Source organism: Erythrobacter sp. S227 (assembly GCF_057364925.1).
The window spans coordinates 2,363,801-2,390,098 of the sequence record NZ_CP200280.1; the positions used below are offsets into that span (position 1 = coordinate 2,363,801).

Annotated in this window: 26 protein-coding genes and 1 tRNA gene; 14 read left to right on the forward strand and 13 right to left on the reverse strand. The window is 59.0% G+C overall.

From position 1 onward, the window contains the following. On the forward strand, positions 1–675 hold the full coding sequence (locus AC0V6Q_RS11125; protein ID WP_486168443.1) for an NnrU family protein: 675 nt from the start codon (positions 1–3) through the stop codon (positions 673–675). Here AC0V6Q_RS11125 and AC0V6Q_RS11130 read toward each other — a convergent pair. Next, complete coding sequence (locus AC0V6Q_RS11130; protein ID WP_486168444.1) at positions 672–1,478, reverse strand: alpha/beta hydrolase; 807 nt, start codon at positions 1,476–1,478, stop codon at positions 672–674. The genes AC0V6Q_RS11125 and AC0V6Q_RS11130 overlap by 4 nt on opposite strands. A 15-nt stretch (positions 1,479–1,493) precedes the next feature. After that, positions 1,494–2,291 (reverse strand): crotonase/enoyl-CoA hydratase family protein, encoded by a 798-nt coding sequence (locus AC0V6Q_RS11135; RefSeq protein WP_486168445.1) that lies wholly within the window; start codon positions 2,289–2,291, stop codon positions 1,494–1,496. 134 nt (positions 2,292–2,425) lie between these two features. Here AC0V6Q_RS11135 and AC0V6Q_RS11140 point away from each other — a divergent pair, with 134 nt between their 5' ends. Continuing rightward, positions 2,426–3,547 (forward strand): MlaA family lipoprotein, encoded by a 1,122-nt coding sequence (locus AC0V6Q_RS11140; RefSeq protein ID WP_486168446.1) that lies wholly within the window; start codon positions 2,426–2,428, stop codon positions 3,545–3,547. Here AC0V6Q_RS11140 and AC0V6Q_RS11145 read toward each other — a convergent pair. The 8 genes from AC0V6Q_RS11145 to rpe all read right to left on the reverse strand — a co-directional run bounded on the left by AC0V6Q_RS11145 (position 3,544) and on the right by rpe (position 12,359). Next, positions 3,544–4,176 carry a hypothetical protein gene (locus AC0V6Q_RS11145; RefSeq protein ID WP_486168447.1) on the reverse strand — a complete coding sequence of 211 codons (633 nt, stop codon included), beginning with the start codon at positions 4,174–4,176 and terminating at the stop codon, positions 3,544–3,546. The genes AC0V6Q_RS11140 and AC0V6Q_RS11145 overlap by 4 nt on opposite strands. Continuing rightward, entirely contained in the window at positions 4,176–6,101 is a 1,926-nt protein-coding gene (dxs, locus tag AC0V6Q_RS11150; RefSeq protein ID WP_486168448.1) for a 1-deoxy-D-xylulose-5-phosphate synthase, read from the reverse strand. The genes AC0V6Q_RS11145 and dxs overlap by 1 nt, the downstream gene beginning before the upstream one ends. Positions 6,102–6,279: 178 nt before the next feature. Further along, the gene (locus tag AC0V6Q_RS11155; RefSeq protein WP_486168449.1) at positions 6,280–6,747 is read right to left on the reverse strand and encodes a Fur family transcriptional regulator; all 468 of its coding nucleotides are present in this window, start codon (positions 6,745–6,747) and stop codon (positions 6,280–6,282) included. Between the two features lie 66 nt (positions 6,748–6,813). Then, positions 6,814–7,506, reverse strand: a complete 693-nt coding sequence (gene msrA / locus AC0V6Q_RS11160; RefSeq protein WP_486168450.1) for a peptide-methionine (S)-S-oxide reductase MsrA — start codon at positions 7,504–7,506, stop codon at positions 6,814–6,816. Continuing rightward, a complete protein-coding gene (locus AC0V6Q_RS11165) occupies positions 7,503–7,694 on the reverse strand; it encodes a hypothetical protein (RefSeq protein ID WP_486168451.1) in 192 nt (63 codons plus the stop codon). The genes msrA and AC0V6Q_RS11165 overlap by 4 nt, the downstream gene beginning before the upstream one ends. A gap of 423 nt (positions 7,695–8,117) precedes the next feature. Then, positions 8,118–9,740: a bifunctional phosphoribosylaminoimidazolecarboxamide formyltransferase/IMP cyclohydrolase gene (gene purH / locus AC0V6Q_RS11170; protein WP_486168452.1), complete on the reverse strand. Its 1,623-nt coding sequence runs from the start codon at positions 9,738–9,740 to the stop codon at positions 8,118–8,120. A gap of 7 nt (positions 9,741–9,747) precedes the next feature. Then, positions 9,748–11,685: a heparinase II/III family protein gene (locus AC0V6Q_RS11175; RefSeq protein ID WP_486168453.1), complete on the reverse strand. Its 1,938-nt coding sequence runs from the start codon at positions 11,683–11,685 to the stop codon at positions 9,748–9,750. Then, on the reverse strand, positions 11,685–12,359 hold the full coding sequence (gene rpe, locus AC0V6Q_RS11180) for a ribulose-phosphate 3-epimerase (RefSeq protein ID WP_486168454.1): 675 nt from the start codon (positions 12,357–12,359) through the stop codon (positions 11,685–11,687). The genes AC0V6Q_RS11175 and rpe overlap by 1 nt, the downstream gene beginning before the upstream one ends. Positions 12,360–12,637: 278 nt before the next feature. Here rpe and AC0V6Q_RS11185 point away from each other — a divergent pair, with 278 nt between their 5' ends. Then, a complete protein-coding gene (locus AC0V6Q_RS11185) occupies positions 12,638–13,165 on the forward strand; it encodes a DUF2141 domain-containing protein (RefSeq protein ID WP_486168455.1) in 528 nt (175 codons plus the stop codon). 13 nt (positions 13,166–13,178) lie between these two features. On the opposite strand, the gene AC0V6Q_RS11190 is transcribed toward AC0V6Q_RS11185, so the two are convergent. From AC0V6Q_RS11190 to AC0V6Q_RS11200, 3 genes are all read right to left on the reverse strand, one after another. Then, entirely contained in the window at positions 13,179–14,090 is a 912-nt protein-coding gene (locus AC0V6Q_RS11190; RefSeq protein ID WP_486168456.1) for a hypothetical protein, read from the reverse strand. Positions 14,091–14,112: 22 nt separating this feature from the next. Beyond that, positions 14,113–15,162 (reverse strand): diacylglycerol/lipid kinase family protein, encoded by a 1,050-nt coding sequence (locus AC0V6Q_RS11195; protein ID WP_486168457.1) that lies wholly within the window; start codon positions 15,160–15,162, stop codon positions 14,113–14,115. 124 nt (positions 15,163–15,286) lie between these two features. Continuing rightward, a tRNA-Arg gene (locus tag AC0V6Q_RS11200) sits at positions 15,287–15,363 on the reverse strand. Positions 15,364–15,534: 171 nt separating this feature from the next. Between AC0V6Q_RS11200 and AC0V6Q_RS11205 the strand changes: the two genes are divergently transcribed. The 11 genes from AC0V6Q_RS11205 to AC0V6Q_RS11255 all read left to right on the forward strand — a co-directional run bounded on the left by AC0V6Q_RS11205 (position 15,535) and on the right by AC0V6Q_RS11255 (position 26,224). Continuing rightward, entirely contained in the window at positions 15,535–15,948 is a 414-nt protein-coding gene (locus AC0V6Q_RS11205; RefSeq protein WP_486168458.1) for a hypothetical protein, read from the forward strand. A gap of 47 nt (positions 15,949–15,995) precedes the next feature. Continuing rightward, positions 15,996–16,517, forward strand: a complete 522-nt coding sequence (locus AC0V6Q_RS11210) for an MmcB family DNA repair protein (RefSeq protein ID WP_486168459.1) — start codon at positions 15,996–15,998, stop codon at positions 16,515–16,517. A gap of 53 nt (positions 16,518–16,570) precedes the next feature. Beyond that, positions 16,571–17,347, forward strand: a complete 777-nt coding sequence (locus AC0V6Q_RS11215) for a sterol desaturase family protein (protein WP_486168460.1) — start codon at positions 16,571–16,573, stop codon at positions 17,345–17,347. Continuing rightward, on the forward strand, positions 17,344–17,781 hold the full coding sequence (locus tag AC0V6Q_RS11220) for a DUF2141 domain-containing protein (RefSeq protein WP_486168461.1): 438 nt from the start codon (positions 17,344–17,346) through the stop codon (positions 17,779–17,781). Before AC0V6Q_RS11215 ends, AC0V6Q_RS11220 begins: the two co-directional genes overlap by 4 nt. Before the next feature lie 149 nt (positions 17,782–17,930). After that, positions 17,931–19,790 (forward strand): PAS domain-containing protein, encoded by a 1,860-nt coding sequence (locus AC0V6Q_RS11225; RefSeq protein ID WP_486168462.1) that lies wholly within the window; start codon positions 17,931–17,933, stop codon positions 19,788–19,790. A gap of 123 nt (positions 19,791–19,913) precedes the next feature. Then, positions 19,914–20,870, forward strand: a complete 957-nt coding sequence (locus AC0V6Q_RS11230) for an alpha/beta hydrolase (protein ID WP_486168463.1) — start codon at positions 19,914–19,916, stop codon at positions 20,868–20,870. A gap of 37 nt (positions 20,871–20,907) precedes the next feature. After that, the gene (locus tag AC0V6Q_RS11235) at positions 20,908–22,284 is read left to right on the forward strand and encodes a M48 family metalloprotease (RefSeq protein ID WP_486168464.1); all 1,377 of its coding nucleotides are present in this window, start codon (positions 20,908–20,910) and stop codon (positions 22,282–22,284) included. Between the two features lie 11 nt (positions 22,285–22,295). Further along, positions 22,296–23,030, forward strand: coding sequence for a DsbA family protein (locus AC0V6Q_RS11240; protein ID WP_486168465.1), 735 nt, complete (start codon positions 22,296–22,298; stop codon positions 23,028–23,030). Next, entirely contained in the window at positions 23,031–24,038 is a 1,008-nt protein-coding gene (locus AC0V6Q_RS11245) for a M48 family metalloprotease (RefSeq protein ID WP_486168466.1), read from the forward strand. A 112-nt stretch (positions 24,039–24,150) separates the two neighbouring features. Next, positions 24,151–25,425, forward strand: a complete 1,275-nt coding sequence (locus AC0V6Q_RS11250) for a sensor histidine kinase (RefSeq protein ID WP_486168467.1) — start codon at positions 24,151–24,153, stop codon at positions 25,423–25,425. Position 25,426: 1 nt separating this feature from the next. After that, positions 25,427–26,224 carry a LytR/AlgR family response regulator transcription factor gene (locus AC0V6Q_RS11255; RefSeq protein WP_486168468.1) on the forward strand — a complete coding sequence of 266 codons (798 nt, stop codon included), beginning with the start codon at positions 25,427–25,429 and terminating at the stop codon, positions 26,222–26,224. The last annotated feature ends 74 nt before the right edge of the window (positions 26,225–26,298 follow it).

The window sequence follows — 26,298 nt, forward strand, 5'->3', positions numbered from 1 at the left end:
ATGGACCCATCGCTCATTGCCTTAGTTCTCGCCAATATCGCCTTTGTCGGCACGCATTTCCTGATGTCACATCAATTGCGAGCGCCGCTGGTCGGCCTTTTGGGAGAGCAATTGTTCCAGGTGGCCTACTCCGTGGTGAGTTTGGCGACCTTTGCCGCGATTTACTTTGCCTTCGTCGCATCACCGGTTGCCGATTTGCCTGGTTCGGGCGAGATCGGATGGGCGATCGCAACTTTGCTGAGTCTTCCGGCAATGATCCTGCTCGCAGGGTCGTTCCTCGGCAATCCGGCACTCCCCACACCTATGGCAAAGGAGCAAGCGCGCGCCGAGCCCAAGGGCGTTTTCACGATCACGCGCCATCCCATGATGTGGAGCTTTGCCCTGTGGGCGCTTGCGCATATTGTGATCCATTGGAGCTGGCGCACGACCATCACGGCAACTGCAATGGGTATTCTGGCGCTCGTAGGCGCGCATCTTCAGGACGGGAAAAAGCGTGAGTTGATGAGTGAGGCGTGGGGCGAATGGGAGGCAAAGACCAGCTTCTGGCCGCGTCTTTCAGCTTTTGCCAAAGCAGGGCCCCTGCCCTGGACCGTCGGCCTCATATTCTTCGTCTTCTTCACCTGGCTCCACATGCCTCTTGGCGGGATTCCAGCTGGCATCTGGCGCTGGTTTTAACGCGCGCGATTAAGGCCAAGCCCTCTAATCCACTGAGCCCGCGCCTCTCCTGATCCACGCTCGAAGGCAAGACCGTGACCCGACCCCTCAAAGCGCTGGAATTCGACAGCTGAATTGGTTTGGCTAAGCGCAAGCCCCAGTTCAAACGGAACCACTTCATCCATCGTGCCGTGCTGGATCAGGATCGGCATGGTAAGCTTGGGAAGCTTTGCCGCGTTGTCGAACGTATCACGCATCAGCAAACGCACCGGAAAGATCGGCAGGCTGCTTGCAGCAACATCCGGCAAGCTGGTGAAGGGCGCTGTCAATATCAGCGCGGCAGGCTGGTGGCGCAAGGCCATTTCGGTTGCAACGCCGGTGCCAAGCGAATTGCCCCGGATGATCGTCAACTCCCGCGCAATGCCCCTTGCTTCCAGCCACGCCATCGCAGCGTCACCGTCGCGATAAAAGCCCTCTTCGCCCGGTTCACCAGCGTGACCTGCATACCCGCGATACTCCACCAAAAGCAGGCCGACGCCCGCCTCGGCCAAAGGCTGCGTTGCGACCTTCGCACCGGTCAAAGTCCCGCTATTGCCGTGAAAATAGACCAGCGTTGGCTGATCAGGTTCAGCTTCACGATAGAAGCTGCGCAAGCTCAGACCATCGCACGTATCGATCATCACCTCCTCAAAACCTTGAGGCAATGCTGATTGGGTTTGCGGCGCGGGATAGATGAAGCGAGCCTGGAAGACGAACAGGATCATCAGCACCAGCAAATATGAGGCAGCGACAATGATCAGGAGCTTGGTCGCGACTTTGCGCATTGCAGTTGGCTCTGACTACTGCCCCTTGAACTGGGCACTGCGCTTTTCGATCAGGGCGGCGACACCTTCCGCGTGATCGTCGGTCATATGCATCATCGCCTGCGTGTTGGCTGCCATTTCGAGCGCGGTGTCATAATTGATCTGCTGCCCCTGACGCAGCAGCATTTTCGATTGGCGCAAGGAATGCGGTGGCATGCTCGCGATCTTTTCAGCCTTCGCCATGGCCTCATCCAAAAGGGTGTCATGGGGCACCACATTGCTCACCAGACCCCAGTCCTGAGCGGTGGCCGCATCAATCACATCGCCGGTATAGAAAAGATCAGCCGCCCGGCTCATCCCGATCACGCGCGGCAAAATCCAGGTGCCGCCATCACCAGGGATGATGCCAAGCTTGAGGAAGGTCACACCGAATTTCGCCTTGTCGCTCGCAATGCGAATATCGGCGAGGCACGCCACATCGCAGCCAAGCCCGATTGCCGGACCGTTGACGGCTGCAATCACCGGCACGCGGATCGAATGCAGCGCGCGCAGCATCATGTGAATGTTGTTGCGATAACCATCAGAAATCGCAGGCGTGCTGCCACCAAATGTGCCTGTCTTGTCGCGCATCGCCTTAATGTCACCGCCAGCCGAAAACGCACGGCCCGCGCCGGTCATCACGACGCAGGAAACGCTCATGTCGCGGTTGATCTCGTTACACACACGCGCAAACTCATCCCCGTCGCCCGGACTGCCGAGCGGGTTCATAGTCTCTGCGCGGTCAATCGTCAGAATGGTGACAGCGCCTTGGCGCTCGATTTGCAAAAGGGACATATGAGCGGTGTTACCTCTTTATCTATTCTTTGAACTGCCTAAGTCATAGCAAGTTCATGGGGGCCATGGGAATTGCCGCTAACTGTGCTAGCGTGGATGAGCTAGCATAATCTGGCGTAAAGGGAGTATCTGGATTGCCGAGCGCTTCACTAATGATGATGGCGAACCCGCTGGTGATGGGCCCGCTTCTAGCAGGACCAGCGCCGGTCAACGCAGCTTTTGAAGCCGCTGCCATCACCCCGATCGAAGTGGCAACCACCCTCGAAACGCCTCGTCCGTGGGAACGGCAATCGACCGATATTCTGTCGCTCGACTGGTCTTTGACCCCAGCGCAGGACAACAATGGCCCGCCCGATGAAAGCGACACACCGCCACGTGAGGGCACAGATGGCGATAACGAAATCGTCGTCCAGGGCGAATATGGCCCGAGCGAGCGCGATCCGGTCGCCGTTTTTAACGAGCAGAGCTATCGCATCACGCAGGACCTGGACCAGGTCTTCCTCGAGCCTGTCGCCTATGCCTACCGCGATGGATTGCCCGGGCCTTTGCGCGATGGATTGGGCAATGTTGTCCGCAATTTGAGCGAGCCCACGAACTTCATCAATTACCTGCTGCAGTTCAAATTCGGTAAAGCGCTCGAGACGCTTGGCCGGTTTGCAATCAATTCATCGCTTGGGCTTGGCGGGCTGATCGATGTGGCGGGCAAGCCGGGCATCAATCTGCCTTATCGCCGCAATGGATTTGCCAATACGCTGGGCTTTTACGGCGTGAAGCCGGGGGCCTATCTCTACCTGCCTGTGACAGGCGCCACTACGGTGCGGGATTTGATCGGCAATGGTTTCAACCAGTTGCCGCTGCCGGTGCTGGTGGGCAAGCCGTTCAATACGCCGGAATACACCATTCCCTTCTTCATCATCAGCTCGCTTGATGCGCGGCTTGAAGTGGACGAGGAATTGGAGCGGATTGACGGTATGATTGACCCCTATGCCGCGCGCCGGGACAGCTATTTGTGGACCCGCGACCGCGACATTGCGCTGCTGCGCGGCGATCCCGTTCCGCCCAAGCCGGAGATTGTGCAGGAAGTGGATGGAGAGCTCGACCTCGACATGATCGATGAAGAGGAGTTCGAGGAGGAAGAGTTCGACGGGGAAGCTGCGGATGAGCCCAAGGTTCAGCCCAGCGATGCGCCGCCGATTATGGGTGAGGCAGCGGTGAACCCTGAACAAGTTGCGATTACGGTGCCGACTACTCGCTAGTCAGCAGAGCCTGCCGCTACATCATTGCCGACAAAGCCGACTTCGAGGTCAGCAATTACAGCTGCTTGCATCAAGCATCCCATGGTCTCTGCAAGATCAGCGATGGCGTCCAGATTGCCTTGCATTGGTGCCATCCATTCCGGAGAAATAGCAACCATCCCTGCCGGGCCAAACCCGGCGTCAAGTGCGCCTTTGGCCTTGGGGCCGCAAAATGTCTCGATCCTGCTCGCCAATGCCGCATCGGTTTCACCATTGAGGCGTTCGGGGGGAGGGCCTTTTTCAGGCTCTCTTGCGAACCTTGCCCTGGCCTGTGCCACCTGACGCGGACGAGCGACTTCGGCCTTGATTGCGAAAAAGCGCTCCGCGAGCTCGGGCGAAAACTCATGGCCGTAAAACGTCTTGTCGATACGCTCCGCCGCGCAGCGCAATTGCTCGTCAGTCGCGCTAGTGTCTTTGACCTGAACGACCGTAGCCTTGGCCTTGTTCTTGTAGACCCTGACCTCTTCAAACCCGCACTCTTCGATTTTGGCCCGCATCTCTTTTCGAGACCACGTTTCGTAATATGCGTTGGAGTCGAAGGTTTCAGGGGCAGCTTGCACCATCGCAAGCAAGCCCGCTGCGAAGAACATCAGGCCCGCGCCTCTTCCTCGACCGAAGCCGAATTGTGCTTCAGCGCCTTTAGAGCCGTCTCGACAATTTGCGGGGCGTTGAGGCCTGCCTCGTCATATTGTTTGTCCGGCGAATCGTGATCCTGATAGACATCGGGCAGGCGCATAGTGCGGATTTTCAGACCGTTATCGGTCAGGCCCGCATCCGACGCAAAGGTCAGGACATGCGCACCAAGACCGCCAATCGCGCCCTCTTCAAGCGTAATCACAACCTCATGCTCGCGCACAAGACGGGCAATCAGATCTTCGTCCAAAGGCTTGGCAAAACGCATATCGGCAACCGTTGTTGAAAGCCCCTTGGCCTCCAACTGATCGGCGGCTTTCTTCGCCTCTTCAAGTCGTGCGCCCAACGATAGGATCGCAACTTTGCTGCCTTCGCGAACCACGCGGCCTTTGCCGATTTCCAGCTTCTCAAGCGTTTCGGGAATCGGAGCGCCCGTGCCGCTCCCGCGCGGATAACGAAAGGCAATCGGCCCCTCGTCATATTCCGCGGCGGTGTAGGTCATATGCGCAAGCTCGGCTTCGTCCGCCGCTGCCATCACCACCATATTCGGCAAAGTCGCGAGATAGGTAATGTCAAAAGAGCCTGCGTGCGTGCAACCATCCGCGCCCACAAGGCCAGCCCGGTCAATCGCAAAGCGGACCGGCAGGTTCTGGATCGCGACGTCATGGACCACCTGGTCATAGGCGCGTTGCAGGAAAGTTGAATAGATCGCCGCAAACGGACGCATACCCTGCGCGGCAAGTCCTGCTGCGAAGGTCACGCCGTGTTGTTCGGCGATGCCAACGTCGAAGCTGCGGTCGGGGTGACGCTGTGAAAAGCGGTCTACGCCTGTGCCGGACGGCATTGCAGCGGTGATGGCGCAAATGCGACTGTCCTTGTCGGCGAGATCCGCAAGCGTATCGCCAAAGACGTTTTGATAGGCAGGCGGGCCAGCAGAACCTTTCTGCTTTTCACCGGTCACAACATCGAATTTGGGCACGCCGTGGTACTTGTCAGCGGATTCCTCAGCAGGCTTGTAGCCTTTGCCCTTCTCGGTCACGACATGGATCAGCACCGGACCCTCGGATGTGTCGCGCACATTTTCCAGAACCGGAATAAGGTGATCCAGATTGTGACCGTCAATCGGGCCGACGTAATAAAAGCCGAGCTCTTCAAACAAAGTCCCGCCGGTCACCATGCCGCGTGAATATTCCTCCGCCTTGCGAAGCCCTTCGTGCATGCGGCGGCTCATTTTCTTGACCGCGCGTGAGGCTAGGCTGCGAAGGCCAAGATACTCGGACGAGGAAACCATGCGCGCCAAATAGGCGGAAAGGCCGCCAACCGGAGGCGCGATCGACATATCGTTGTCGTTGAGGATCACGACGAGGCGATTGCCCGCCTGAGCTGCGTTATTCATCGCCTCGTAGGCCATGCCGGCGCTCATCGCGCCGTCGCCGATCACCGCAATCCCGCGGCCCGGTTTGTCATTGAGCTTGTTCGCCACCGCAAAGCCGAGCGCTGCCGAAATCGAGGTCGAGCTATGCGCCGCGCCGAATGGATCGTATTCGCTCTCACTACGCTTGGTGAAACCGGACAGCCCGCCGCCCTGACGGATGGTGCGGATACGGTCACGCCTGCCGGTCAGGATTTTATGCGGATAGCATTGGTGGCCCACATCCCAGATCAGACGATCATCGGGGGTGTTGAAGACATAGTGGATCGCAACGGTCAGTTCGACGACGCCAAGCCCTGAGCCAAGGTGCCCACCGGACACGCTGACGGCATCGATCATTTCGGCGCGAAGTTCATCAGAGAGTTGGCGCAATTGCTCAGGCTTGAGCTGGCGAAGCTCGTCAGGTGTCGGAACCGTGTCGAGCAGAGGTGTTTGCAGTGGTTGATTCATAGTGCGCGACGTTACACTGCTATTTTGGCTATGTCGATGAAAGGGTTGCGCTGCTGCGACCAGGCCTCTCGCACAATTGTCCAGTTTATTGAACATTTTCATTTGTCGATAATGGTTTGCGAATGGGCTGCCGTCCCACACAGGAAAACCGGCGCAAGTCCTTCTAACTGCGCGCCAATCAGTCGCAATCGTGGCAGGTACCGCGAATCTCTAACACAGGGCGCTGGGCGCGGAATTTTTGCGAAGTCGCAATATCGCGCAGACTCTGGCCAACTTCGTGGCTGTCGATATGCGAGGCACCGCCGCACGCATCACACACGAGAAAGACGCAGTCATGCTCTTCACCCGGGTGGGCATTGGCAAGAAACGCATTTGCGCTCTCGATCTTCACCGCCAGATTGTTCGCCACAAACAGATCGAGGATGCGGTAAACGCTGTTGGGCGCAACCCGCTTCCCGCGGGCAGCCGAAAGGTCATCTGCGATTTGATAGGCGGACGTAGGGCCAGCATGACGCGCAAGTTGGAGAAACACCGCCTCGCGCATGTCGGTCCATTGCTCACCGCGAGCAACCAGCGCATCACGCGCCAGGACTTTCAATGTATCGACATTGCCGTGGGAGTGATCATGATCGTGGGCGCGCGCCATAGATGCACATATAATGCGTGTTTGAGACGAGCACCAGACGGCTAACGCCCGGGCGGCACAAATTCCTCAATTGTCGCGCAGGAATGTCCGTTTGAAATCGCGCGGGAACATGACTTTGAGCGCATCGACCTTGGGCTTGTCCCAGCGAACGATGTATCCGTGGCCCGGATTTTTCGCCATGAAATCCTGATGATAGGTTTCCGCGCGGTAGAATGTGCGCTGGTTTTCTAACTTGGTGACGATAGGCCGGCTCCACACATTGGACGCTTCCATTTGTGCAAGATACGCCTCTGCCACAGCGCGCTGTTCGGCGTTGGTCGGGACCAGGGCGGAGCGGTAATGCGCGCCGACATCGGGCCCCTGGCGATTTTTCAAGGTCGGGTCAGTGACGACCGAAAAGAAGATGCGCAAAAGCTCGTCATAGCGCACGACATAGGGGTCGTAAGTGATCTTGACCGCCTCGGCATGGGCTGTGCCGCCAGCGATGATGCGGTTGTATTTGGCTGTTGTTGCAGAGCCGCCGTGATAGCCGGAGACAGCGGATTTGACGCCTTTGACGTGGCTGAACACACCTTCGACGCCCCAGAAACACCCGCCTGCAAAGATCGCGGTTTTCAGGCCAGCGCCTTCCCGCGCAATCCGTTTTGGGGCGGGCGCGTTCACTGGCTTTTCCAGAGCATATGCAGGCGAGTTTGGCGCGGCGACATAGACTGCGCTCGCTGCAATGGCAGCCGCTGCGAAAAGTCCGAAACGCTTCATTCTTCGGTCTCCAAAGGAACGATCACGAATTCGCTGCTGGGCTGGGGCGCTTCGAATGGCGTTGCTGCGTTGACGGGGGCATCAAGAGTGTTCTCGAGCACGTCAAAGGTCGACAAGCCAATGATCAGGCCCCCGGCGACAAAGCCAAGGGCGAAATTGCGAAACAGGTCCGGGGTAAACAGGTTCATGGTCGTCTCATCAGGGCAGGCGCCTAGGGGAATTGCCTCATAGGAGCGGCTCACTTGCGCCTAAATGAATGGACCACTCAGTAAACAGTTACGTAGCGACATAGGATTTGGTTACGTTTTTTGTTTCGATGGCCTGTCTTCCGAAGGCACATCCGTGCCTTCATCCTCGCTAGAAGGGCAGGCAAGCTGCCCACGGTGCGGGCGCGGGTGCAGGTCGCCTACGGCCGTCTGCGCTTCGCTTCGACTTCGGACTTGCGACGTCTACGGCGCCGTACCGGCGCTATATCGCAATCTCGTTGCGGAGCACGGTCACGCCAGTGACCGCAAGGGCGACCGCCCGCCCGCAGGTGCCCCGCAAGGAGCATAGCGACTGTAGGGAACAGCACCGAGGACGCACCCGCGGATGCGGGTGCCTGAAACAAATCAATGCCTGAAGTGGCGCATTCCGGTGAAGACCATGGCGAGGCCCGCTTCGTCTGCGGCTGCGATTACCTCTTCGTCGCGGATGGAGCCGCCCGGTTGGATGACAGCGCTCGCGCCTGCTTCGGCAGCCGAGATCAGACCATCGGCAAAGGGGAAGAACGCGTCCGATGCAACCGCGCTCCCCTTGGTGCGGGGTTCACCCCACTCATAGGTTTGCGCTGCCTCTGCCGCTTTGCTTGCCGCAATCCGCGCCGAATCGCGCCGATTCATCTGCCCTGCGCCAATGCCTGCAGTGATGCCATCCTTGGCATAGACGATTGCGTTTGACTTCACGTGGCGCGCTACGGTCCATGCGAACAGGCAATCCTTGAGTTCCTGTTCTGTAGGCTCGCGCTTGGTCACGACTTTCAGATCGTCCATCGTCACCGCACCATTGTCGCGGCCCTGGATAAGCATTCCGCCTGCAATGGTCTTCATAAAGAAGCCGCCACGGCGCGGGTCTGGCAGGGTGCCGCATTCCAGCAGGCGCAGGTTTTTCTTCTTGGCGAAGATCTCGCGCGCTTCGGCGCTGACCTTGGGCGCGATCACAACCTCGGTGAAGATGCTCGCAATCGCCTGTGCCGTCGCGCCATCCAGTTCGGTGTTCACCGCAACAATCCCGCCAAAGGCCGAAACGCTGTCGCATTGCAGCGCGCCATTCCATGCGTCCAGCAAAGAGCCAGCCTGCGCCACACCGCAAGGGTTTGCGTGCTTGACGATCACGACTGCGGGATCGCCTCCATCAAACTCCGCCGCCAGCTCAAGCGCGGCATCGGCATCGTTGAGATTGTTGTAGGAAAGCGCCTTGCCTTGAAGCTGCTCTGCCTGAGGCACACCGTTGGTGCCGGTGACCTGCGGGACGTAGATCGCCGCCGACTGATGCGGGTTTTCGCCATAGCGAAGCGTGTCCGAGCGTTTGAACGCCAATGGCATGGTGTCGGTGAAGGGGGTTGCCTTCAGAGCTTCCATGCCCAAAGGATTGGTAAAGGCATCGCCAAAGGCAAACCAATTAGCAATCGCTGCGTCATAGGCCGCGGTTCGCGCATAAGCCTTGCCCGCCATACGAATGCGGAATGCGTCCGATGTCGCGCCGTGATTGGCATCGAGTTCCTCAAGCAATTCGGCATAGTCCGCCGCATCGGTCATAATAGTGACGAAGCCATGGTTCTTCGCCGCAGAGCGCACCATGGACGGCCCGCCGATGTCGATGTTTTCGATGATCTCGGCCCGCTCTGCCCCTTTGGCAACGGTTGCCTCAAACGGATAGAGATTGACCACCACCAGATCGATCGCGCCAATGTCGTGCTCCTTCATCGAAGCAACGTGATCCTCATTGTCGCGAAGGGCCAGGAGCCCGCCATGGACCGTGGGATGGAGGGTCTTGACCCGCCCGTCCATCATCTCGGGAAAGCCGGTGAGGTCGGAAACGTCTTTCACCTCAAGGCCAGCCTCGCGCAAAGTGCGCGCTGTGCCGCCCGTGCTCACCAGCTCGACCCCGCGTGCGGCCAATGCCTTGCCCAAATCGGCCAAGCCGCTTTTGTCGGACACCGAAAGAAGCGCCCGTTTGATCACTGTTGAGCCCATGTTTGGTCTATCCCATTTTCTTAAGGAGCCAGGAGAACTGTCCCCCGCCACGCGAGGCCAGCCCCTCTACCACCAATTGTTCGGTTGCATGAGGGTATCCCTCGCCATCAACCCAGATGCTGTCATCGCGGGTCAATTTGATCTCTTCGCCGCCCGGATTGTCGCTGCGCAACCGCAGCTGCCACAGCTTGCCATCGGGGGTGAGCAAGCTTGCGCCAAGCCCGTCATCCGCAAGATGCGTCTCGACCCCTTTGCCAAGGTGGAAACGGATCGCAAAGCCGACTTTGCCGCGCTTTCCCTTGCGCGAGGCGGGCACAAGGATGTCCTCGCCCACGATCTCGTTGCCGTCATTGGCGACTGTAAGAATGCGCTCGTGAATAAGGCCAAAGCGGGCGGCATAGCCATCGTGGCGTGCCTCGATACGCGTGCCTTCGCGCCGCTGGGAGCCGGACCCGCGCCCGATCACGCGGCGTTCGACCTCGACCGTTTCCGCACCCCTGCCAAGCCTGCCGTGAAGCAAGACGGCGGTTGAGTTGGCATCGTCCAGCACAAGGGTCGAGTGCGCAGCGGTCGCGCGAAGCCCCTGGCCGATGTGGGCCGGAACCAACCCGCCGGCAAGCGCCGCACCGCCGCAATTGACGATGACGCGCGATGTCCCGTCAGACATCTCGAACGCAAGGGTTGATGCACAACCACAGCGCGTATGGCGCGCACGCGGCGGGGGACCTGCGTCAAATTGCACGGTGGTTTGCGCGGCTCTGATGCGTTGATAGCCCCAGTGCTTCGGCTCGTTGAGCGGGCGTGTTCGCACACCGCTTGCCGCAATCAAGGCCGAGACCTCGCTGGCTGAAATCGCGCCCTGACCCTGCCAATTGCCAAGCGCGCCATCGCCGTGGCGCAGCGCCAGAAGCGGCGGTATCAAAAGCTCGCGCATCACGAGGATCGCTTCGGGCGGATCACGCTCCACCGCCTCATAACAGGCGACAAGATCGGTCAGCACACCGATGGCATCCATCTGCGCGCGTGGACAACGACCAAGCCCGCCGCCGTCTTCTGCAACCAGTTCGCCTAGCGCCTTGATCAGGCCAGCCTCGCCATAAAGCCGCCGTGGCCGTCCATCCGGCAGGAGCAATCCAGCCGCCGTCACCGCAGCCCATCCGGCCACCTGCCCAAGTCCGGCCCCGCTGCGCAGCGCCTTGCGATCAAGCCAAGCTGCCGTATCTTCAATCGCATCAAGCAGGCGCGGCCGAAGCTCACCACCCAGCAGCAACGGCGCATGGGTCAGCCAGGCCATGAGCCTCAGCCCCGATGTCTCCACATCCCACGCCAGGCTCTTTGCCGATGGCTTGCGGCGCGCCTCATGCGCATCGAGCCAACCCTTGGTGATCCGCTCGGCAACGCTCGCGCAATCGCTCGCGGGGCCACATTCCGCAAGATCGGCTAGCCACGAGAAGGAGTGCAAGGTGCGTTCAAGACCGGGGGCCAGCCGCGTGCCCGCTGTGAAATCAAGCGTGCCAATAGGCTGTTTTACCCCGTGCACCTGAAAATGACCGGCCCGCAGCGCAATGCCCGATGCACGGTTGCCAGCGGTGGGACTCTCCACGGTCGCTAAAAGCCGTTTGGCAGGCGGGCGGCGGAACGGCGCGGTCAGCGTGTGGCCGGGTACGCCCATGCGATACGCCAGCCGGATCAAAGCCTCTCCGGGCTTTGCACGCGGCACGATCACATCACTAAGAGCAAGCGCGCGCGAATTGTCGATGGGTTCGGCAGGAAAGGCCGGGCGATCGTCCGAAGACACCTCGACCAATGCACCAGGCTCTTCTTCGCGAAAGGCTTCTGTATCTTGCCCAAGTTTCAGCGCGCTGCTTTCGTCAGACGTGCGCCCCTCGGCAACGTCGAACTCGGTAAGGCTCGCTGATTTTTGCCCGCTGAAAAGCGTGTCCATCAATTCCCCCCTTTAAGCGCCTTGATGTTGGCTGCGTATTGGTCCGGACCACCCTTGAAGGTTGCCGAACCCGCCACCAGCACATCGGCTCCTGCCTCCACGCAAAGTTTTGCTGTCTCGGCGTTGACCCCGCCGTCAACCTCAAGACGAATGTCGCGGCCACCAGATTCTTTATGCGCGTCGATCATCGCCCGGATACGGGCAATCTTTGCAAGCTGCGAATGGATGAAAGTCTGCCCGCCAAATCCCGGATTGACGCTCATCACAAGGATGAGATCGACCAGGTCCATCAAATTATCGAGCACCTCGACCGGTGTACCCGGATTGAGCACAACGCCCGCTTTCTTGCCCAGCTTTGAAATCGCCTGGAGTGTGCGGTGAATATGCGGCCCTGCTTCGGGGTGTACGGTGATGATATCCGCGCCCGCTTCGGCAAATGCCTCGATGTAAGGGTCAACCGGCGAAATCATCAGGTGAACGTCGAACACTTTGTTCGTGTGCGGACGCAGTGCCTTCACCACGTCCGGGCCGATGGTGATGTTGGGCACATAATGGCCATCCATCACATCAATATGGACCCAATCCGCCCCCGCTGCGTCGATGCGCCGCACTTCCTCGCCCAATTGGGCAAAGTCTGCAGAGAGAATACTTGGTGAAATTAGCGGTGCTGGCATGTGTGACGCTTTGCTGGAGATCACGCTATCGAAAGGCCCGGGCGCGTTAACTGTGTAGATTCCGCCTTACTCCGGGCGCGAATCGCGCAGCAAGCTGGGGTTTTGCCTTTTCCCCGCCCTTTTTGGCGCGCTTTTCTTGAGCTGAACAAAGTACCAGCGGTATAATTCAGCGACAATTCAGCACTCGAATGACATAAGTGCCCCACATTCAATGCGGTTTGGGCCAAATCCCAAAAGCAATGGACCCGGCCATACACCGGGATGAAGGACATGATTTGATGGCGAAATTCAGGAGCATTGCCGCTTTGGTCGGCGCTGCCATGCTGGCAAGCTTGGGCGCAATTGCGCCTGCAAGCCCCGCAGTGGCGCAGGCGTCAGGCACAAGCGACTACCGCAATATCGTTGCCAACAATATGCGATCCTGCGCACCAGGCGGCGGGCCTGCTGTGCGTGTGACGATCAACGGAATTCGAGAAGCGAGCGGAAAAGTGCGCGCGCAAGTCTATAACGGAACAAGCTCGGACTGGCTGGAAAGCGGTAAATGGCTCAATCGGGTCGAATTGCCTGCAAGGCGCGGCCGGATGACGATTTGTCTGCCTGTGCCAAAGAGCGGCAATTACGCGGTGGCCGTGCGCCATGACGTAAACGGCAATGGCAAAACCGACATCCGCACAGATGGCGGCGCAATGTCGAATGACCCGTCGATCAACATCTTCAATCTTGGCAAACCGGGTATCGACAAGACCCGCTTTAGCGTTGGCAACGGCGTCAAATCCATCGCCATCACGATGAAATACTTCAGCTAGGGAAGTATTTCAGCTAGGATTTTGCGTTCTTGCGGTGCTTTCTGAGCGCCCACAGAACGCTTGGCGCGGCGAGCAGCGGGTATTTTTCGCGTCTCGGCGTCACTTCGACCGGCATTCCTGTGTGACGCTCGATCTTCCACGCCGCATAGCGCGCTGCCCCATCAAAGGTCGTACTCGCTTTGATCAGCCGCGTGAAATTGAGCGGTTTGCCCATGCGTTCGCGCCGCTTCCACCATGTAAGCGTCGCCGCGCGCTCTCTGGCCGTAAGGCTAGGTGATATGCGCTCCCCGTTCATTGTGTAAGCGATCCCCGCTGCCTCCAATGCGAGCGGCAAAAGGCCTGCAAAATGCTCTTGGTTGACACTGAGAATGTCGTTCTCGCGCCCCGCTTTCTCAACCCGGAACTCTGCCTTGTATGTCGCCCGGAAAAGCGCGCGCCAGTAATCTTGCGCTGTGCCCGATGGAGGCCCGAGCGCCGCGGCCAGGCGCACCGCAGTTTGCGCGGCCGCCGCAATAGCTTCGATGACACCACCGCGCGCCGCATCATCGGCCTGCCACACAAGACAACTGGGCTGGACAAAGCGCGCCCAGATTGTCGTATCAAGCAGCTCTCCCGAAGCAGCCTTTGCAAAAGTGGCAAGCGACATGGTTGCGATCTTCGCGCGCAGAACCGTACCATCGGCCTCCTCACGCTCCTGATAGCTCACCCGCGGCCAGATCCGGTCGCGCTGCTCACCGGGAAGCAGGATGTAGAAATCGAGCACCCCGTCGAGCGACCGCGTGCGCAGGTTTGAGCCGTAGAACAATACCGCCGCCGCGCCCGCTTCTTTAGCCAGAGCGCCCGCAAAGCGCGCAACCGCAGGATCGACCTGCGCCTCAAGCCGCGCTTCGATCCGGTCATGCAAAGTGGGAGATTGGCTCGCCATAGAGGGCCTGCAAAGCTTTGCCCTAAGGGCTTACAAATTCAAGTTCTGGCCCTTGTCCGATGCGGTATTCACCGGGAGGGAAAGCCTCGCCATCGAGAATGAAGCTGTCCTCGATCCGAAGCGAAAACTGCGGCGTGCCGACCTGATGGAAGCCCTTTTCACGAATGCCTTTGGGCGTTTGCCCGCGCATCATCCTGAACAAGGTCAGGGCGGACTTGCGCGAAATCTGGTCGGTGACGGCCAGTTTCAGCCCTTCACGCATATCGCCAAAGGGCTTCATTCCGGCGGGCATTTGCTCCAGCGTTGATGCGAATACAAGCTGGCGATAATCCGGGTCCCCGACACCGGAATGTTCCATCGGCACATCCTTGATGCCCAACCCGATCGCCATTTTTGCACCCCGCCGCCATGCGTTCTCGCGCGAGCCAAACAGCCATTGGCAAACTCCCAACAAAGTCGCAACGGCCACCGCCATGGAGTTGAACGCGCCCAGCTTGTGCGCACTTTGCCCTGCACTCGTGGCAGTGGTGAACGCGCCGGCGCCAAGGATGAACCCCAGCACGCGCGCTTCCGGACTGCCGCCAATCGGCGTGATTTCAATCGGGCGACGGCGCACGCGGCCGCCGTCTTCAAATGCATCAATCGCCTCTTGCAAGGACCAGCCCTTGGGCACGCCAAGGTCGACGGTCAGAGCGTTGGTCTTGCCTTTGGGCAGCACCGCCAATGCAGGCCAATCGTCGCCAAAGATCGCAACCCCGCTTGTAAGAACATCGCGAACCGTACCGTCTCCGCCATTGATGACGAGAAGATCGATCCCTTGCGCCGCAAATTCGGCCAAAGCTTCGGGCAATTGCGAACGATCACCCGGCTTTGCGATGTAGACTTGAGGCGACATGCCGCAATCAAAGTCTGCACCCTTATTGCCATGGCTGCGCGGGTTATAAATAACACCAACGCGGGGTGGATCGCCGGGCTTTCGCACAGGTCCGCTTCCCGACCTTGCATCCGAACGCTCAGGGGCGGGCGCACCCCCTTGAGGAAGCTTGGAAAACTGGAAGATGCGCGATGCCATGGCCTTGTTATAGGCACATGGGCGAGACAATACCACACCCGCGTTGAAACCGGTCGCCCGCTTGTCTCAATCCCGCAACAGTCTGACCGTGCGCAAAAAAGATGGGCAATCAATCGAGGGGAGATGGCGCACCCGACAGGATTCGAACCTGTGGCCTCTGCCTTCGGAGGGCAGCGCTCTATCCAGCTGAGCTACGGGTGCTTGAACCAAGGCGCTTGTCGTTGATGGTACGACGTTGCGCAAGGCTTACTTGCGGTTGCGGGCGCCGATTAGCAAGGTGGACACGGCTGCGCCAGATATAAATCGTCAACGATATCCGCACGGGGCCCGGGCTTAACCAATCGGCAACGGCCTTGGGTCTACGCCATTGCCATGACGATAACACCGCCGATTCCTGACAACCCTCTTGACCGGACCATTGACCGGCCAGTTAACCGGTCCGGCCAAAGTGAGGTCGGGACCCTCACACAGCGCTGGGCTGCGTTGCTCGAAAAGGCGGGTCAGATCGCAAATATGGCGCAGCTTTCACCCGAACCGACGGGCGAGATGAACACCCGTTTTGCGAATGCCCTTGCCCGCACCGGAATGCTCTTCGGGAACCCGACACATATCGCGGCCGAGCGCGGGGTCGAGGATATGGAAATGCTTGTCGAGATGGGGCTGGCCGCGCTCAAAGAAGTCGAATCGCGAGGACAGGATCCGGGCTCGCCCGCGCTTGCCCTGTGGCGCGAGGTTTATCATGCGCGCGAAGCCGTTTTGTCGGTGATGGAGCCGGTCGCCGCCTGACCTATCGAACCCTTGACGGTGTTCGCATTATGTTCCATCCAGACTGAATGGATGAAACCCGAAACGCGATTCTGGAAGGCTCTTCCAAAGCGACTGCCAGCCCGAGCATTGCTCCGTGTGCGAAAGATGTTGCGCGCGGGATAAAACGGTTGTTTGCGCGCAACGGTATCTGGTGCCTCGAAGAGATGGCGCTCAAAAACAATCGCCGCGCTGATCTGATGGGGATTGATGCCAAGGGGCAAGTTATCATCGTCGAGATCAAGGTCGCGCGCGGTGATCTTTTGGGTGACAACAAATGGCCCGACTATCTCGACTTTTGCGACCGGTTCTTCTGGGGTGTCCCACCGGAGCTGGATCGCAGTCCGCTGGAAAGCGAAGCGTATAGTCCTGAACGCTGCGGCGTGATTGTGGCTGACGGGTATGATGCGGAAATCCTGCGCCATGCCCCGCTCGAACCGCTGGCGCCTGCACGGCGAAAAGCACAGGTGGAGAGGCTGGCGCGCATCGCCATGCGCCGCAACACCGTTTTGATCGATCCGCAATGCGCTGACCTTGATAGCGCGGGCTAATCACGCAGGCCAGGGTTTCCCACAGGCGGTTTGTCGGTCATAAGCTTGGCGGTATGGTTCCTGCTGATACCCCGGTCTGGCTCGCCTTCCTGATTGTGGGCACCGCGATGAGCGTCATGGTCGCGCTCCGATATTTCGCAAGCAGCGGGATGTTTGCATGGATCACTAGCCGCGCGCGGCCCGGCCTTTATGAAAAACAGCGCGGGCAGATCGTAATGGAAATCCGCTATTCTCTGATCGCAGCGATGATTTACGGCGTGCCTGCGGGCGCGGTGTTCTGGCTTTGGCGACATCATGGATTTTCGCTGGTGTATGCCGATTGGGCCGCCTACCCGCTCTGGTATCTGCCGGTTTCTGTGCTGATCTATCTGTTTGCTCAGGACACGTGGTTTTACTGGAGCCACCGCGCCATGCACCATTGGCCGAGCCTCTTTCGTCTCGCGCATAAGGTGCATCACGACAGCAAGCCGCCCACCGCCTGGACTGCGATGAGCTTTCATCCGCTGGAGAGTGTGAGCGGCGCTATCGTCATTCCGATCCTCGTGTTCTTCGTGCCGATCCATCTCGCGATGCTTGGCGTGGTTTTGACGGTTGCGACGGTCATGGGGGTGGTGAACCACATGGGCTGGGAGATATTTCCGCGCAGGCTTGTTCATTCCCCGTTTGGGGCAAGCGTGATAACAGCCAGCCATCACGAGCGGCATCACGAGGAATATCGATGCAATTTTGGACTGTATTTCCGTTTCTGGGACAAGGTTTGCGGAACCGACCGCGGGCTATCGCGCCGGTTCGACAAACAGGCGAAAGTCGCCCTCAGGAAAAGCGTATGACCCGCTTGGCAGCCCTGGTTATTGGCGGCGCCGTTATGGCAGCCGCAGCGCCTGCATCAGCAGGCACCGTTACCATCACTGTCACCGACCTTCGCAACACCAAAGGCGTCGTGCGCGCGTGCATGACGACAAAGGAAAGCATCTTTCCGCGTTGCCGGCGCGACCCCAATTCGCATCGCACCGTCGTCAAGGCAGCAAACACGATCACCATCCGCTTCGATAATGTGGAGCCGGGTGATTATGCCATCGCGCTTTTGCATGATGAAAACGAGGACGGGAAAGCCAACCGGGTTCTCGGCATGGCGCCAAAGGAAGGCTATGGCTTTTCGCGCGATGCGCCGGTTCGTATGGCCCCACCTGACTGGAAGGATGCTGTTTTCTCCGTGGGCGAAGCGTCACAGAAACTGACGATCAAGATGCGGTATTTCCTTTAAAACACGCCGGCAAATGCACCTTTGCGGCGTTTCCATGATGCGCCCCGCAAATCGCCCAAAGTTTTGCCGACCGCTTAACGGGATATTTACCACGTAGGGCCAAAACCTCCTGAAAGCTTGTCATACTTTTGGGGGCACTAGGCCTGATCATGGATACACTTCGCGGACCTTTTGAAAGCGGTACACCTGCTGATGACACACCCGATTGGGGTGTGGAAAGTGATGCGCGCGAAGAAGAAACCGTGCGTGAATTGCCGCCAGAGGCAATCGGCCAGGACGAGCGCCGCATGCAGGTGCGCGCGTACAACCACTGGGCAAGCCTTCTGGGTGATGCGACCTTCCCTTCCATCGAAGCGCTTGATCCGGAGAACCAGACCGATTTTGGACCCAACAGTGTTCTGCTCGACTTCTCGAAGGGGATCGAAGACCCGGCGGTTCAGTTTTTGGGCGACCTTCTTGCCGATGAATGCGGCACACATGGCGCACGGATCGAGAAGCTCTCCGATGTCCCGCCGCGCTCTTTATTGAGCCGGATCACCGACCATTACATGCAAATCCTCGCCAATCAGGCGCCTATCGGGTTTGAAGCGGAGTTCGTGAACGATAGCGGCATCAATGTGCTCTATCGCGGTATTCTTCTGCCGTTTTCCAGCGATGATGAGACGATTGATTTCATTTATGGCGTCATCAACTGGAAAGAGATGGCTGACGCGGCGACGGCGGATGAGCTGCTGCTCGCGATTGATCAGGCAATCGATGACAAGCTTGCCGCAGCGAGCGCCGATGACGAAGACACAGCGCAGAAGCATCAGACAGGCCCGCTTACAGAATGGGCTGATTCTCCAGCGCATGAGAGCGCAGACGAGCCAATCGACATTTTTAAAGCAGGCGAACTCGACCTGTGGACCGAAGACGATACCGCTGAGGGGTCGGCGGATGAGCTCGCCAGCGACGCAGCGGCGACCTTCGGCGATGACAGCGATGACAATGTCGCAAGCTTTGCCGATCAGATCGGCGATGCGCCCAACAGTATCGGCAGCGATAGCGGACTTCCGACACCGGATTTTGGCCGCTTTGACCTCGACGATCCGGAAGTCGATGAATTCGGCGAAGAAATCGACGAGGATGACGAAAGCACGCAAAGCGCAAGCTACAGCTTTGCCTCACTTACCGACTACATCGAAGTGCCTTCCAAGAAGGCTGTCGATCTGGAAGCGGAGCGCTTTGACCCGGACGATTACAAGGTCGAAGAATCCGCTGACGACAGCAGCGATGACGACCATAGCGACGAAGAGAGCTCTGAAGCGATCGAAGTGCCTGCGGCCAAAGATCGTGGCGCCGACGATCGTCAAATCGGGGACAATGACACGCCCGACATGGCGCAGCTTCTTATGCTCGATGCCGACGCCGGGCTCCATGACTGCCTCGCCTCGGCCCGCGAACTGGCCCACACCGCCCGCGCATCCGAAGACCGCAGCCGCCAGGCGCTTTATGCCGCCGTTGGCCGCGCTTATGATGTATCGCTGGCCGCAAAAGACGAGCCTGAAGCATTCAACGAGCTGATCGAAGACAATGGTCTGACGGTTCAGGAACGCGCGCCCATGACCCCTGTGGTCAAGCTTGTTTTCGGACAGGATTACGACAAGACGCGCCTCACCGAATACGCCGCCGTTTTGAGCCATGCCCACCGCCTCGAACTCGAGCGCGGCAGCCTTGCTGACTATCTCGGCAAAGCGGACGGCGGACTTAAAGCCGTCGTCGCCTCCGAACGCCGCCTGCGCCGCGAAGAAGCGGGCCAGGTGGTCGAGGACGAGGGTGATGTTCGCGCCAAGCTTGCAAAGAAACTGCGCGAACTCGAAGAAATGATGTTTGATGCCATTTCGGCTGAAGGACCCGAGTTTTCGCTCGTCATGGTGCGCCGTGATGGCGAGGGCAATGTCGCAATGATCGGCGAGATCGCCGATGATGTGGCGCTGATCGAACGCGCCGGGAAAAAGCTCGTCGGGTAATCCTCTCACAATAGAAAAAACCGACCTCCCCAAAGGGCGCCCGCATCAAGTGGGCGCCTTTTTTCATGGCTGGGCCGCACGAGGGCTTTACGTGACGCGTAACCCTCTTCAAATGCTGTGCGAATGAGCAATCAGACATCGCGCAACACCAAAGGACGTTCTCGAAGCATGGCCTCGACAATCGGTTGGACCCTCGGCGTTCTTTTGGGAATCGCAATTGTGTCTGCAATTGCCCTTCAGATCGCCATTTCGCGCGACGGACCTGCGGTTTTGAGCGCGGTCGACCGGATCGCGGGCGGCACAGCAGGAGCCGAGCTCAAAGCGAAAATAGCAACCGGCGACCATCCCGATCAAAAACTGCTGGTCTGGGGCGCAGAAGACCACTCAAGCGAGCACCCGCCAAGGCCGGTGCTCTTGTTCGTGCATGGCGGCAGCTGGAATTCAGGCGATCCGGAAAGCTACGATTTCGTTGGCCGCGCCTTTGCGAGAGAAGGTTTTGTCGTCGTCCTGAGCGGGTATCGCCGTGGTCCTGCCGGCAAATATCCCGGCATGATCGAAGACACCGCAAGCGCCTTTGCCTGGGCTCGGGCAGAGATCGCGCAATATGGCGGCGACCCGCAAAACATTGTTATCGCAGGGCATTCTGCGGGCGCTTACAATATGATGATGGTCGCATTGGAAAGCCGCTGGCTCAAACCGCACGGGCTTTCGCCAACCGACATTGCGGCCGCTGTCGGCATATCGGGACCCTATGATTTTCTTCCGCTCGATAGCGAGAGCACAATCGCCAGCTTTGGTCATGTTGACGATCTGGAAGCCACCCAGCCGATCAACCATGTGAGCGAAGACAGCCCGCCGATGCTGCTTCTGCACGGTGAGAAAGACACGACCGTCGGCGTGTTCCATTCGCGCAACCTCAGCGCGCTATTGCAGGAGGCAGGGCAGAGCCCGCGCCTCCACCTTTATCCTGAGAAAAACCACACCGACCCGCTGATTTCCATCGCTGCTCCGTGGCGTGACAGGCGCGATGTTGTTGGAAAAATCGCCGATTTTGTGCGTCAACAGACCGCATCTGAGTAAAACTTCAGTTCCCGTTCAGGCCCAAACGGGTTAGCACATGCGTAACATGCCCCTTTTCCGCACCCTTATCGCCCCGCTGCTGGCACTCTTCGCCACTTTTGCGCTCGCCGTTCAACCGGTCGCGGCCCAATCGATCCTGCGCGATGCAGAGACCGAGGCGCTGCTTCGCGATATGGCTTACCCGCTGATCGAGGCATCCGAGCTTGAGCCTGAAAATGTCGAAATCGTCCTCATCAACGATCCATCCATCAACGCTTTCGTTGCCGGTGGTCAGGTGGTTTACGTCCACGCAGGGCTTTTAAACGCCGCTGACACCGCCAATGAAGTGCAAGGCGTGATCGCGCACGAGCTTGGCCACATCACCGCAGGCCACGTCGTTCGTTTCGGTGAGCGCACGAAAGGCGCGCAGGGGATCTCGATCCTCTCGCTGATCCTCGGGGTTGGCGCCGCGCTTGCAGGCGCAGGCGATGCAGCCTTGGGTGCGATTGTGGCGGGCCAACAGGCGGCAACCGGCAATTTCCTCGCCTTCAACCGCAATCAGGAAGCCGCCACCGATCAGGCAGGCGCACGTTATCTCAATGGCGCAGGCATTTCGGGCCGCGGCATGATCAGCTTCTTTGAGAAGCTGCGCAATTTTGAAATTCGCCGCGGATACAGCCAGTCGGACGATGCCGCCTATAGCCGCACCCACCCGCTTTCGGGCGACCGCATCCAGTTCCTGCGCGATCAATTGACCAAAGACGAACATTGGGACGCGCCCGATGATCCCGAATTGCAAGCGCGCTTCCTCGCGGTTCGTGCCAAGCTTTATGGCTATCTGGCTGAACCAAAACGCACCTTCCAGCAATATCCTGAAAGCGACCAGAGCACGCCTGCCCGATATGCGCGGGCCTATGCCTTCCACAAGGATGCGCAGGTCGAAAAGGCGCTGGCAGAGGCCGACGCTTTGCTCGCATTGGATGAGAAAAACCCGTATTTCCTTGAGCTCAAGGGGCAGATCCTGCTCGAGTCGGGTCGCCCTCAGGAAGCGCTTAAACCGCTTCGCCAGGCGACAGAGTTGACGCTTAACCAGCCATTGATTGCCGGCATGTTCGGCCATGCCCTTATCGCGACAGAAGACGAAGGCAATTACGAGGAGGCCGAAAGGGTCCTTCGCGCAGCCGTTGCCAAGGACCGGTTCAATCCGTTTGCCTGGTATCAGCTGGGCGTTGTCTATGCGCAGCGCGGCGATATTCCGCGCGCAAAACTTGCCAGCGCGGAACAGCAAATCATGCGCCGCAACTATCCAGAGGCCCTGCGCAATGCAAAAGACGCTGAGGCTGGATTGCCCGTTGGCTCGCCCGACTGGATCCGTGCACAAGATGTCGGGCTTCAAGCGCGCGCAGAACTGGAAGCCTTGCGCGACAGTCGCTAAGGCTAGCCGCCATGACGGAAAACACTGGTCCTTCGCCTTTGCGGCAATCGCTTCTGACCGCGCTCCTCGCGCTCACATTCGGCTTTCTCGGTGCAGCGATCTGGTCCTACGCCGGCCTCGCTGACAATCGCACACGCGCCTATCTGATGGACAATCCCGGCATCCTGCAAGATGTGGCACAGGCCCTTGCAGCAGAAGACGCGCGCGATCGTTTGGCCTCGGTCAAAGAAGAGCTTTACACCCCCTTCCCGGGTGCAGTGATGGGGAACCCTGACGGCAGCAAGCTTCTGGTCGAGTTTACAGATTACAACTGCCCCTATTGCGCAGGCAGTTTTCAGGACATCACCCGTCTGGTGGCCGAAGACCCCGAGCTTAAAGTGATCATGCGCGAATGGCCCATCTTCGAGGGCAGCGAACTGGCAGCGCGCATGGCTCTCGCAGCGGCCAAGCAAGGGCGATATCAGGAGTTTCACTCCGCCCTGTTCGAGCGCGGTGACACCAGCCCCGAAGGCGTCGAGGCCGCAGCGGTCGCCGTTGGCCTCGATATGGAACAGGCGCGCACAGATGCGATGAGCGAAGAGGTCTCGGTCGAGCTTGTCCGCAACCTGACCTATGCACAAAGCCTCGGGTTCAGCGGGACGCCTGCTTTTGTCACAGGCGACATCCTTATGCCCGGCGCGGTTGGCATTGACCGCTTGCGAGAGGCAATCGCCGAGGCTGTTTCCGGAGAGAGCACCGCTTCATAAATGCTGCGCGCATGGGGCCTTGGTTTTTGGGTAGGCTTGAGCGCTCTTGGCGCAGTGCAGGCCCCCGCTGATGCGCGCGACACGATCAATTGGGACAAAATCGATCTCGCCGCAGAACGCCGCGCGATCGAAGACTACCAAAGATACGATCAGCTTTTGCAGAACGTCGGGTGGAAGCTTGTACGGGCCAATGCCGAGTTTTGCGACCGTGTAATCCCCTCCATCGGCCTGCAATTGCAAGACATGGCGAGCTATGGCTCCCCTGAGATTGCGCGCAGGGCGCTCGGGCTTTCGGGTGATTTTGCGGTGCAGACAGTGGCGGCGGGGTCGCCCGCTGACCTTTCCGGCAATTTCCCGAGCAACCGCGAAATCGTGAAGCTTGCCGGGATCAATCCCAACGATTGGGAGAGCCAAGGCCCGTTTGACTGGCAGCGCCTTGCCCGCGTGCATGACCTTATCGATGCGTCGGTCCAAGGCTACGATGCCATTCAGTTTGATTTTCACGACAATTATGTCTCGGTCATCGCGTCCGTCCCTGTTTGCGCCACACGGTTCGAACTGATGGGCGAGGGGAAAAAGGCTGTCGCTGATGGCAGCCGCGTGGTTATCGGCATCGAATTTCCAGCCTTCCGATATGAAGAGGCCGAATTTGCCGCTCTGGTCGCGCATGAGCTTGCGCACAATCTTCTCGGCCACACCGCCTGGCTCGACCGCAATAAACGCAAACGCCGCAATATTCGCATGACAGAGCGCGAGGCGGACCGGCTGATCCCGTGGCTGCTCGCCAATGCCGGCTATGACCCGCGCGCTGGCAAACGCTTTTTCGAAAAGTGGGGCCCGGGCGGTGACGGCGGCCTCTTCCGCAATCGCAGCCATGATGGCTGGGACGAACGCGCCGAATTTGTCGAAGCAGAAATCCCTCGGATAGAGGCACTTATGCAAAGCCAAGGCACGGCCGACTGGCGCACGCACTTTGTTCGCGAGATCGATCCCGGCAAAGGCCTGTAACCGCCCTGATCCCGCAAGACCTGCGGCAAGCGGTTGTGCCTTTGCGTTCATCTGCGCTGGCCGAAGCCTTAATTTGTGCGACGAACCGTTTTTTGCGCTACACTCGCATCGTATGTCGATGGTGAAACTCCAACCCGCCCCGTTCTTTGCGCACAAGAACCGCGCCTTCTGGAACCTCCAGCTTGCGGGCTGGGGCGGTTATTTCCTGCTGCGCAGCGTGGTGGCCATCGCCAATGACCAGCCGCTCGATCTGCTTGTCGTGCTGCTCGTCACCACCATCACCGGATTTACCATCACTCTGATCCTGTCGGTCGTGTACCGCCAGTTAATCGACCGCCAACCGATTGTGACATGGGGCGGAACGGCTATCGTCCTGACTATCGCGGTGCTGGTCCACTCCACGATCGAGGCATGGCTGCAAGGGCTCTACCAGGGCTCTTTGACAGAGACGAGCTTTGCCCAGCGCCTCATCGGTTTAAGCTTTATCCCGCTCGCGCTTTTGGGCGGGTGGAGCGCGCTTTACTACGCGATCAATTACTTCCTGCGGGTCGAGGAACAGACCGATCGCTTGCAACGGTTGGAAGCGCAGGCCACCGCCGCCCAGCTTGCCATGCTGCGCTATCAGCTAAATCCGCATTTCCTGTTTAACACTCTGAATTCCATCAGCACTCTGGTGCTTTTGAAACAGACAGAACCCGCCAATGCGATGCTGACGCGGCTGTCGGGCTTTCTGCGCCACACGCTGATCGCGGAACCGGGAAGTAAGGTCACGCTGGAGCAGGAGATCGAGACGCTGCAGCTTTATCTCGATATCGAACGCATGCGGTTTGAAGAGCGGCTTCGCACCCAGTTCGACATCGAAGATGCAGCGATGCATGCGCGGCTTCCTGCCATGCTTTTGCAACCCTTGGTCGAGAACGCGATCAAATATGCCGTCAGCCCGCAAGAAGAAGGCGCGCGCATTTCGCTGAGCGCGCGCGTGGTTGGTGAGCGGCTTAGAATTGCGGTCGAGGATACCGGGCCCGGCGCTATCCTTGGTGGGCAGAACCGTCCGATCCCGTCAAGCGCACCCCCTCGCCCGGGTGAGCCCGTTTCTACCGGCGTTGGCCTCGTCAACATCCAGAACCGGCTTGCCCAAGGGTATGGGCCCGACCATCTGTTTGAAACACGCTCCCAGCCGGGCGGCGGCTTCACCGTCCTGATCGAAATCCCTTACGAGCCATCCCAGCAGGCCGCCGCTTTGGCTCAAAACTCGCCACAAAAATCCCCCCCGCCCACATATGAAACCGCCTCAACCCCCGACACTTCCCCTGATGATGAGGCAGCGGATAATGTGATCAACCTGAACCCCCCGAAAAACCCGCAACGCGTGATTGGAAAATCATAATATGACCATTCGCACTATCATCGTAGACGATGAAAAGCTCGCCATCCAAGGCCTTCAACTCAGGCTCCAGGCCTTTGAAGACGTGGAGATTATCGACACTTGCGCCAATGGGCGCGAGGCGATCCGCAAGATCAAGACACAGAAACCCGATCTCGTCTTTCTCGACATACAAATGCCCGGTTTCGACGGTTTCAGCGTCGTCAAAGGCGTCATGGAAATCGAGCCCCCGCTGTTCGTTTTTGTGACCGCTTACGAAGAACACGCCATCCGCGCGTTTGAAGCCAATGCGGTCAATTACCTGATGAAGCCGGTGGACGAGGACAAGCTTGCCGATACCGTAGAGCGCGTGCGCCAGCGTTTGGCCGAGAAGAAATCCGCCGAGGATGCAGAGCAATTGATGGGCGTGCTTTCCGAAGTTGCCCCTGACCTTGCCGCCGACTTTACCGGTGAGCCGGGCGAAAGCGCGGACCGGTTTGAAAAGCTCATCAATGTCAAAGATCGCGGCCAGATTTTCCGCGTCGAAGTCGACTCAATCGAACGGATCGAGGCGGCAGGCGATTACATGTGCATTTACACCGCCGAAAACTCGCTCGTCCTGCGCGAGACGATGAAGGATCTGGAGCGCCGCCTTGACCCGCGCGTCTTTCAGCGCGTCCACCGCAGCTGGATCGTGAACCTCGACCAGGTGCGCCAGGTGAAACCCCACACCAATGGTGAATGCTTCCTCGTGCTGGATTCAGGCGCAGAGGTGAAGGTTTCGCGCAGCTACCGCGATGTGGTTGCGCGTTTCGTGCATTGATGAATAAGCTGGAAGCAGCGATTTGGATTCTAATCGGAGCCGCTTCAGTAGCGGTGGCTGTAGTCGCTTTTCTC

Coding starts and splice junctions, on each gene's coding strand:
- AC0V6Q_RS11125 (WP_486168443.1), top strand. CDS start 1: ATGGACCCATCGCTCATTGCCTTAGTTCTCGCCAATATCGCCTTTGTC.
- AC0V6Q_RS11130 (WP_486168444.1), bottom strand. CDS start 1,478: ATGCGCAAAGTCGCGACCAAGCTCCTGATCATTGTCGCTGCCTCATAT.
- AC0V6Q_RS11135 (WP_486168445.1), bottom strand. CDS start 2,291: ATGTCCCTTTTGCAAATCGAGCGCCAAGGCGCTGTCACCATTCTGACG.
- AC0V6Q_RS11145 (WP_486168447.1), bottom strand. CDS start 4,176: ATGTTCTTCGCAGCGGGCTTGCTTGCGATGGTGCAAGCTGCCCCTGAA.
- dxs (WP_486168448.1), bottom strand. CDS start 6,101: ATGAATCAACCACTGCAAACACCTCTGCTCGACACGGTTCCGACACCT.
- AC0V6Q_RS11155 (WP_486168449.1), bottom strand. CDS start 6,747: ATGGCGCGCGCCCACGATCATGATCACTCCCACGGCAATGTCGATACA.
- msrA (WP_486168450.1), bottom strand. CDS start 7,506: ATGAAGCGTTTCGGACTTTTCGCAGCGGCTGCCATTGCAGCGAGCGCA.
- AC0V6Q_RS11165 (WP_486168451.1), bottom strand. CDS start 7,694: ATGAACCTGTTTACCCCGGACCTGTTTCGCAATTTCGCCCTTGGCTTT.
- purH (WP_486168452.1), bottom strand. CDS start 9,740: ATGGGCTCAACAGTGATCAAACGGGCGCTTCTTTCGGTGTCCGACAAA.
- AC0V6Q_RS11175 (WP_486168453.1), bottom strand. CDS start 11,685: ATGGACACGCTTTTCAGCGGGCAAAAATCAGCGAGCCTTACCGAGTTC.
- rpe (WP_486168454.1), bottom strand. CDS start 12,359: ATGCCAGCACCGCTAATTTCACCAAGTATTCTCTCTGCAGACTTTGCC.
- AC0V6Q_RS11185 (WP_486168455.1), top strand. CDS start 12,638: ATGGCGAAATTCAGGAGCATTGCCGCTTTGGTCGGCGCTGCCATGCTG.
- AC0V6Q_RS11190 (WP_486168456.1), bottom strand. CDS start 14,090: ATGGCGAGCCAATCTCCCACTTTGCATGACCGGATCGAAGCGCGGCTT.
- AC0V6Q_RS11195 (WP_486168457.1), bottom strand. CDS start 15,162: ATGGCATCGCGCATCTTCCAGTTTTCCAAGCTTCCTCAAGGGGGTGCG.
- AC0V6Q_RS11205 (WP_486168458.1), top strand. CDS start 15,535: ATGACGATAACACCGCCGATTCCTGACAACCCTCTTGACCGGACCATT.
- AC0V6Q_RS11210 (WP_486168459.1), top strand. CDS start 15,996: ATGGATGAAACCCGAAACGCGATTCTGGAAGGCTCTTCCAAAGCGACT.
- AC0V6Q_RS11215 (WP_486168460.1), top strand. CDS start 16,571: ATGGTTCCTGCTGATACCCCGGTCTGGCTCGCCTTCCTGATTGTGGGC.
- AC0V6Q_RS11220 (WP_486168461.1), top strand. CDS start 17,344: ATGACCCGCTTGGCAGCCCTGGTTATTGGCGGCGCCGTTATGGCAGCC.
- AC0V6Q_RS11225 (WP_486168462.1), top strand. CDS start 17,931: ATGGATACACTTCGCGGACCTTTTGAAAGCGGTACACCTGCTGATGAC.
- AC0V6Q_RS11230 (WP_486168463.1), top strand. CDS start 19,914: ATGAGCAATCAGACATCGCGCAACACCAAAGGACGTTCTCGAAGCATG.
- AC0V6Q_RS11235 (WP_486168464.1), top strand. CDS start 20,908: ATGCGTAACATGCCCCTTTTCCGCACCCTTATCGCCCCGCTGCTGGCA.
- AC0V6Q_RS11240 (WP_486168465.1), top strand. CDS start 22,296: ATGACGGAAAACACTGGTCCTTCGCCTTTGCGGCAATCGCTTCTGACC.
- AC0V6Q_RS11245 (WP_486168466.1), top strand. CDS start 23,031: ATGCTGCGCGCATGGGGCCTTGGTTTTTGGGTAGGCTTGAGCGCTCTT.
- AC0V6Q_RS11250 (WP_486168467.1), top strand. CDS start 24,151: ATGTCGATGGTGAAACTCCAACCCGCCCCGTTCTTTGCGCACAAGAAC.
- AC0V6Q_RS11255 (WP_486168468.1), top strand. CDS start 25,427: ATGACCATTCGCACTATCATCGTAGACGATGAAAAGCTCGCCATCCAA.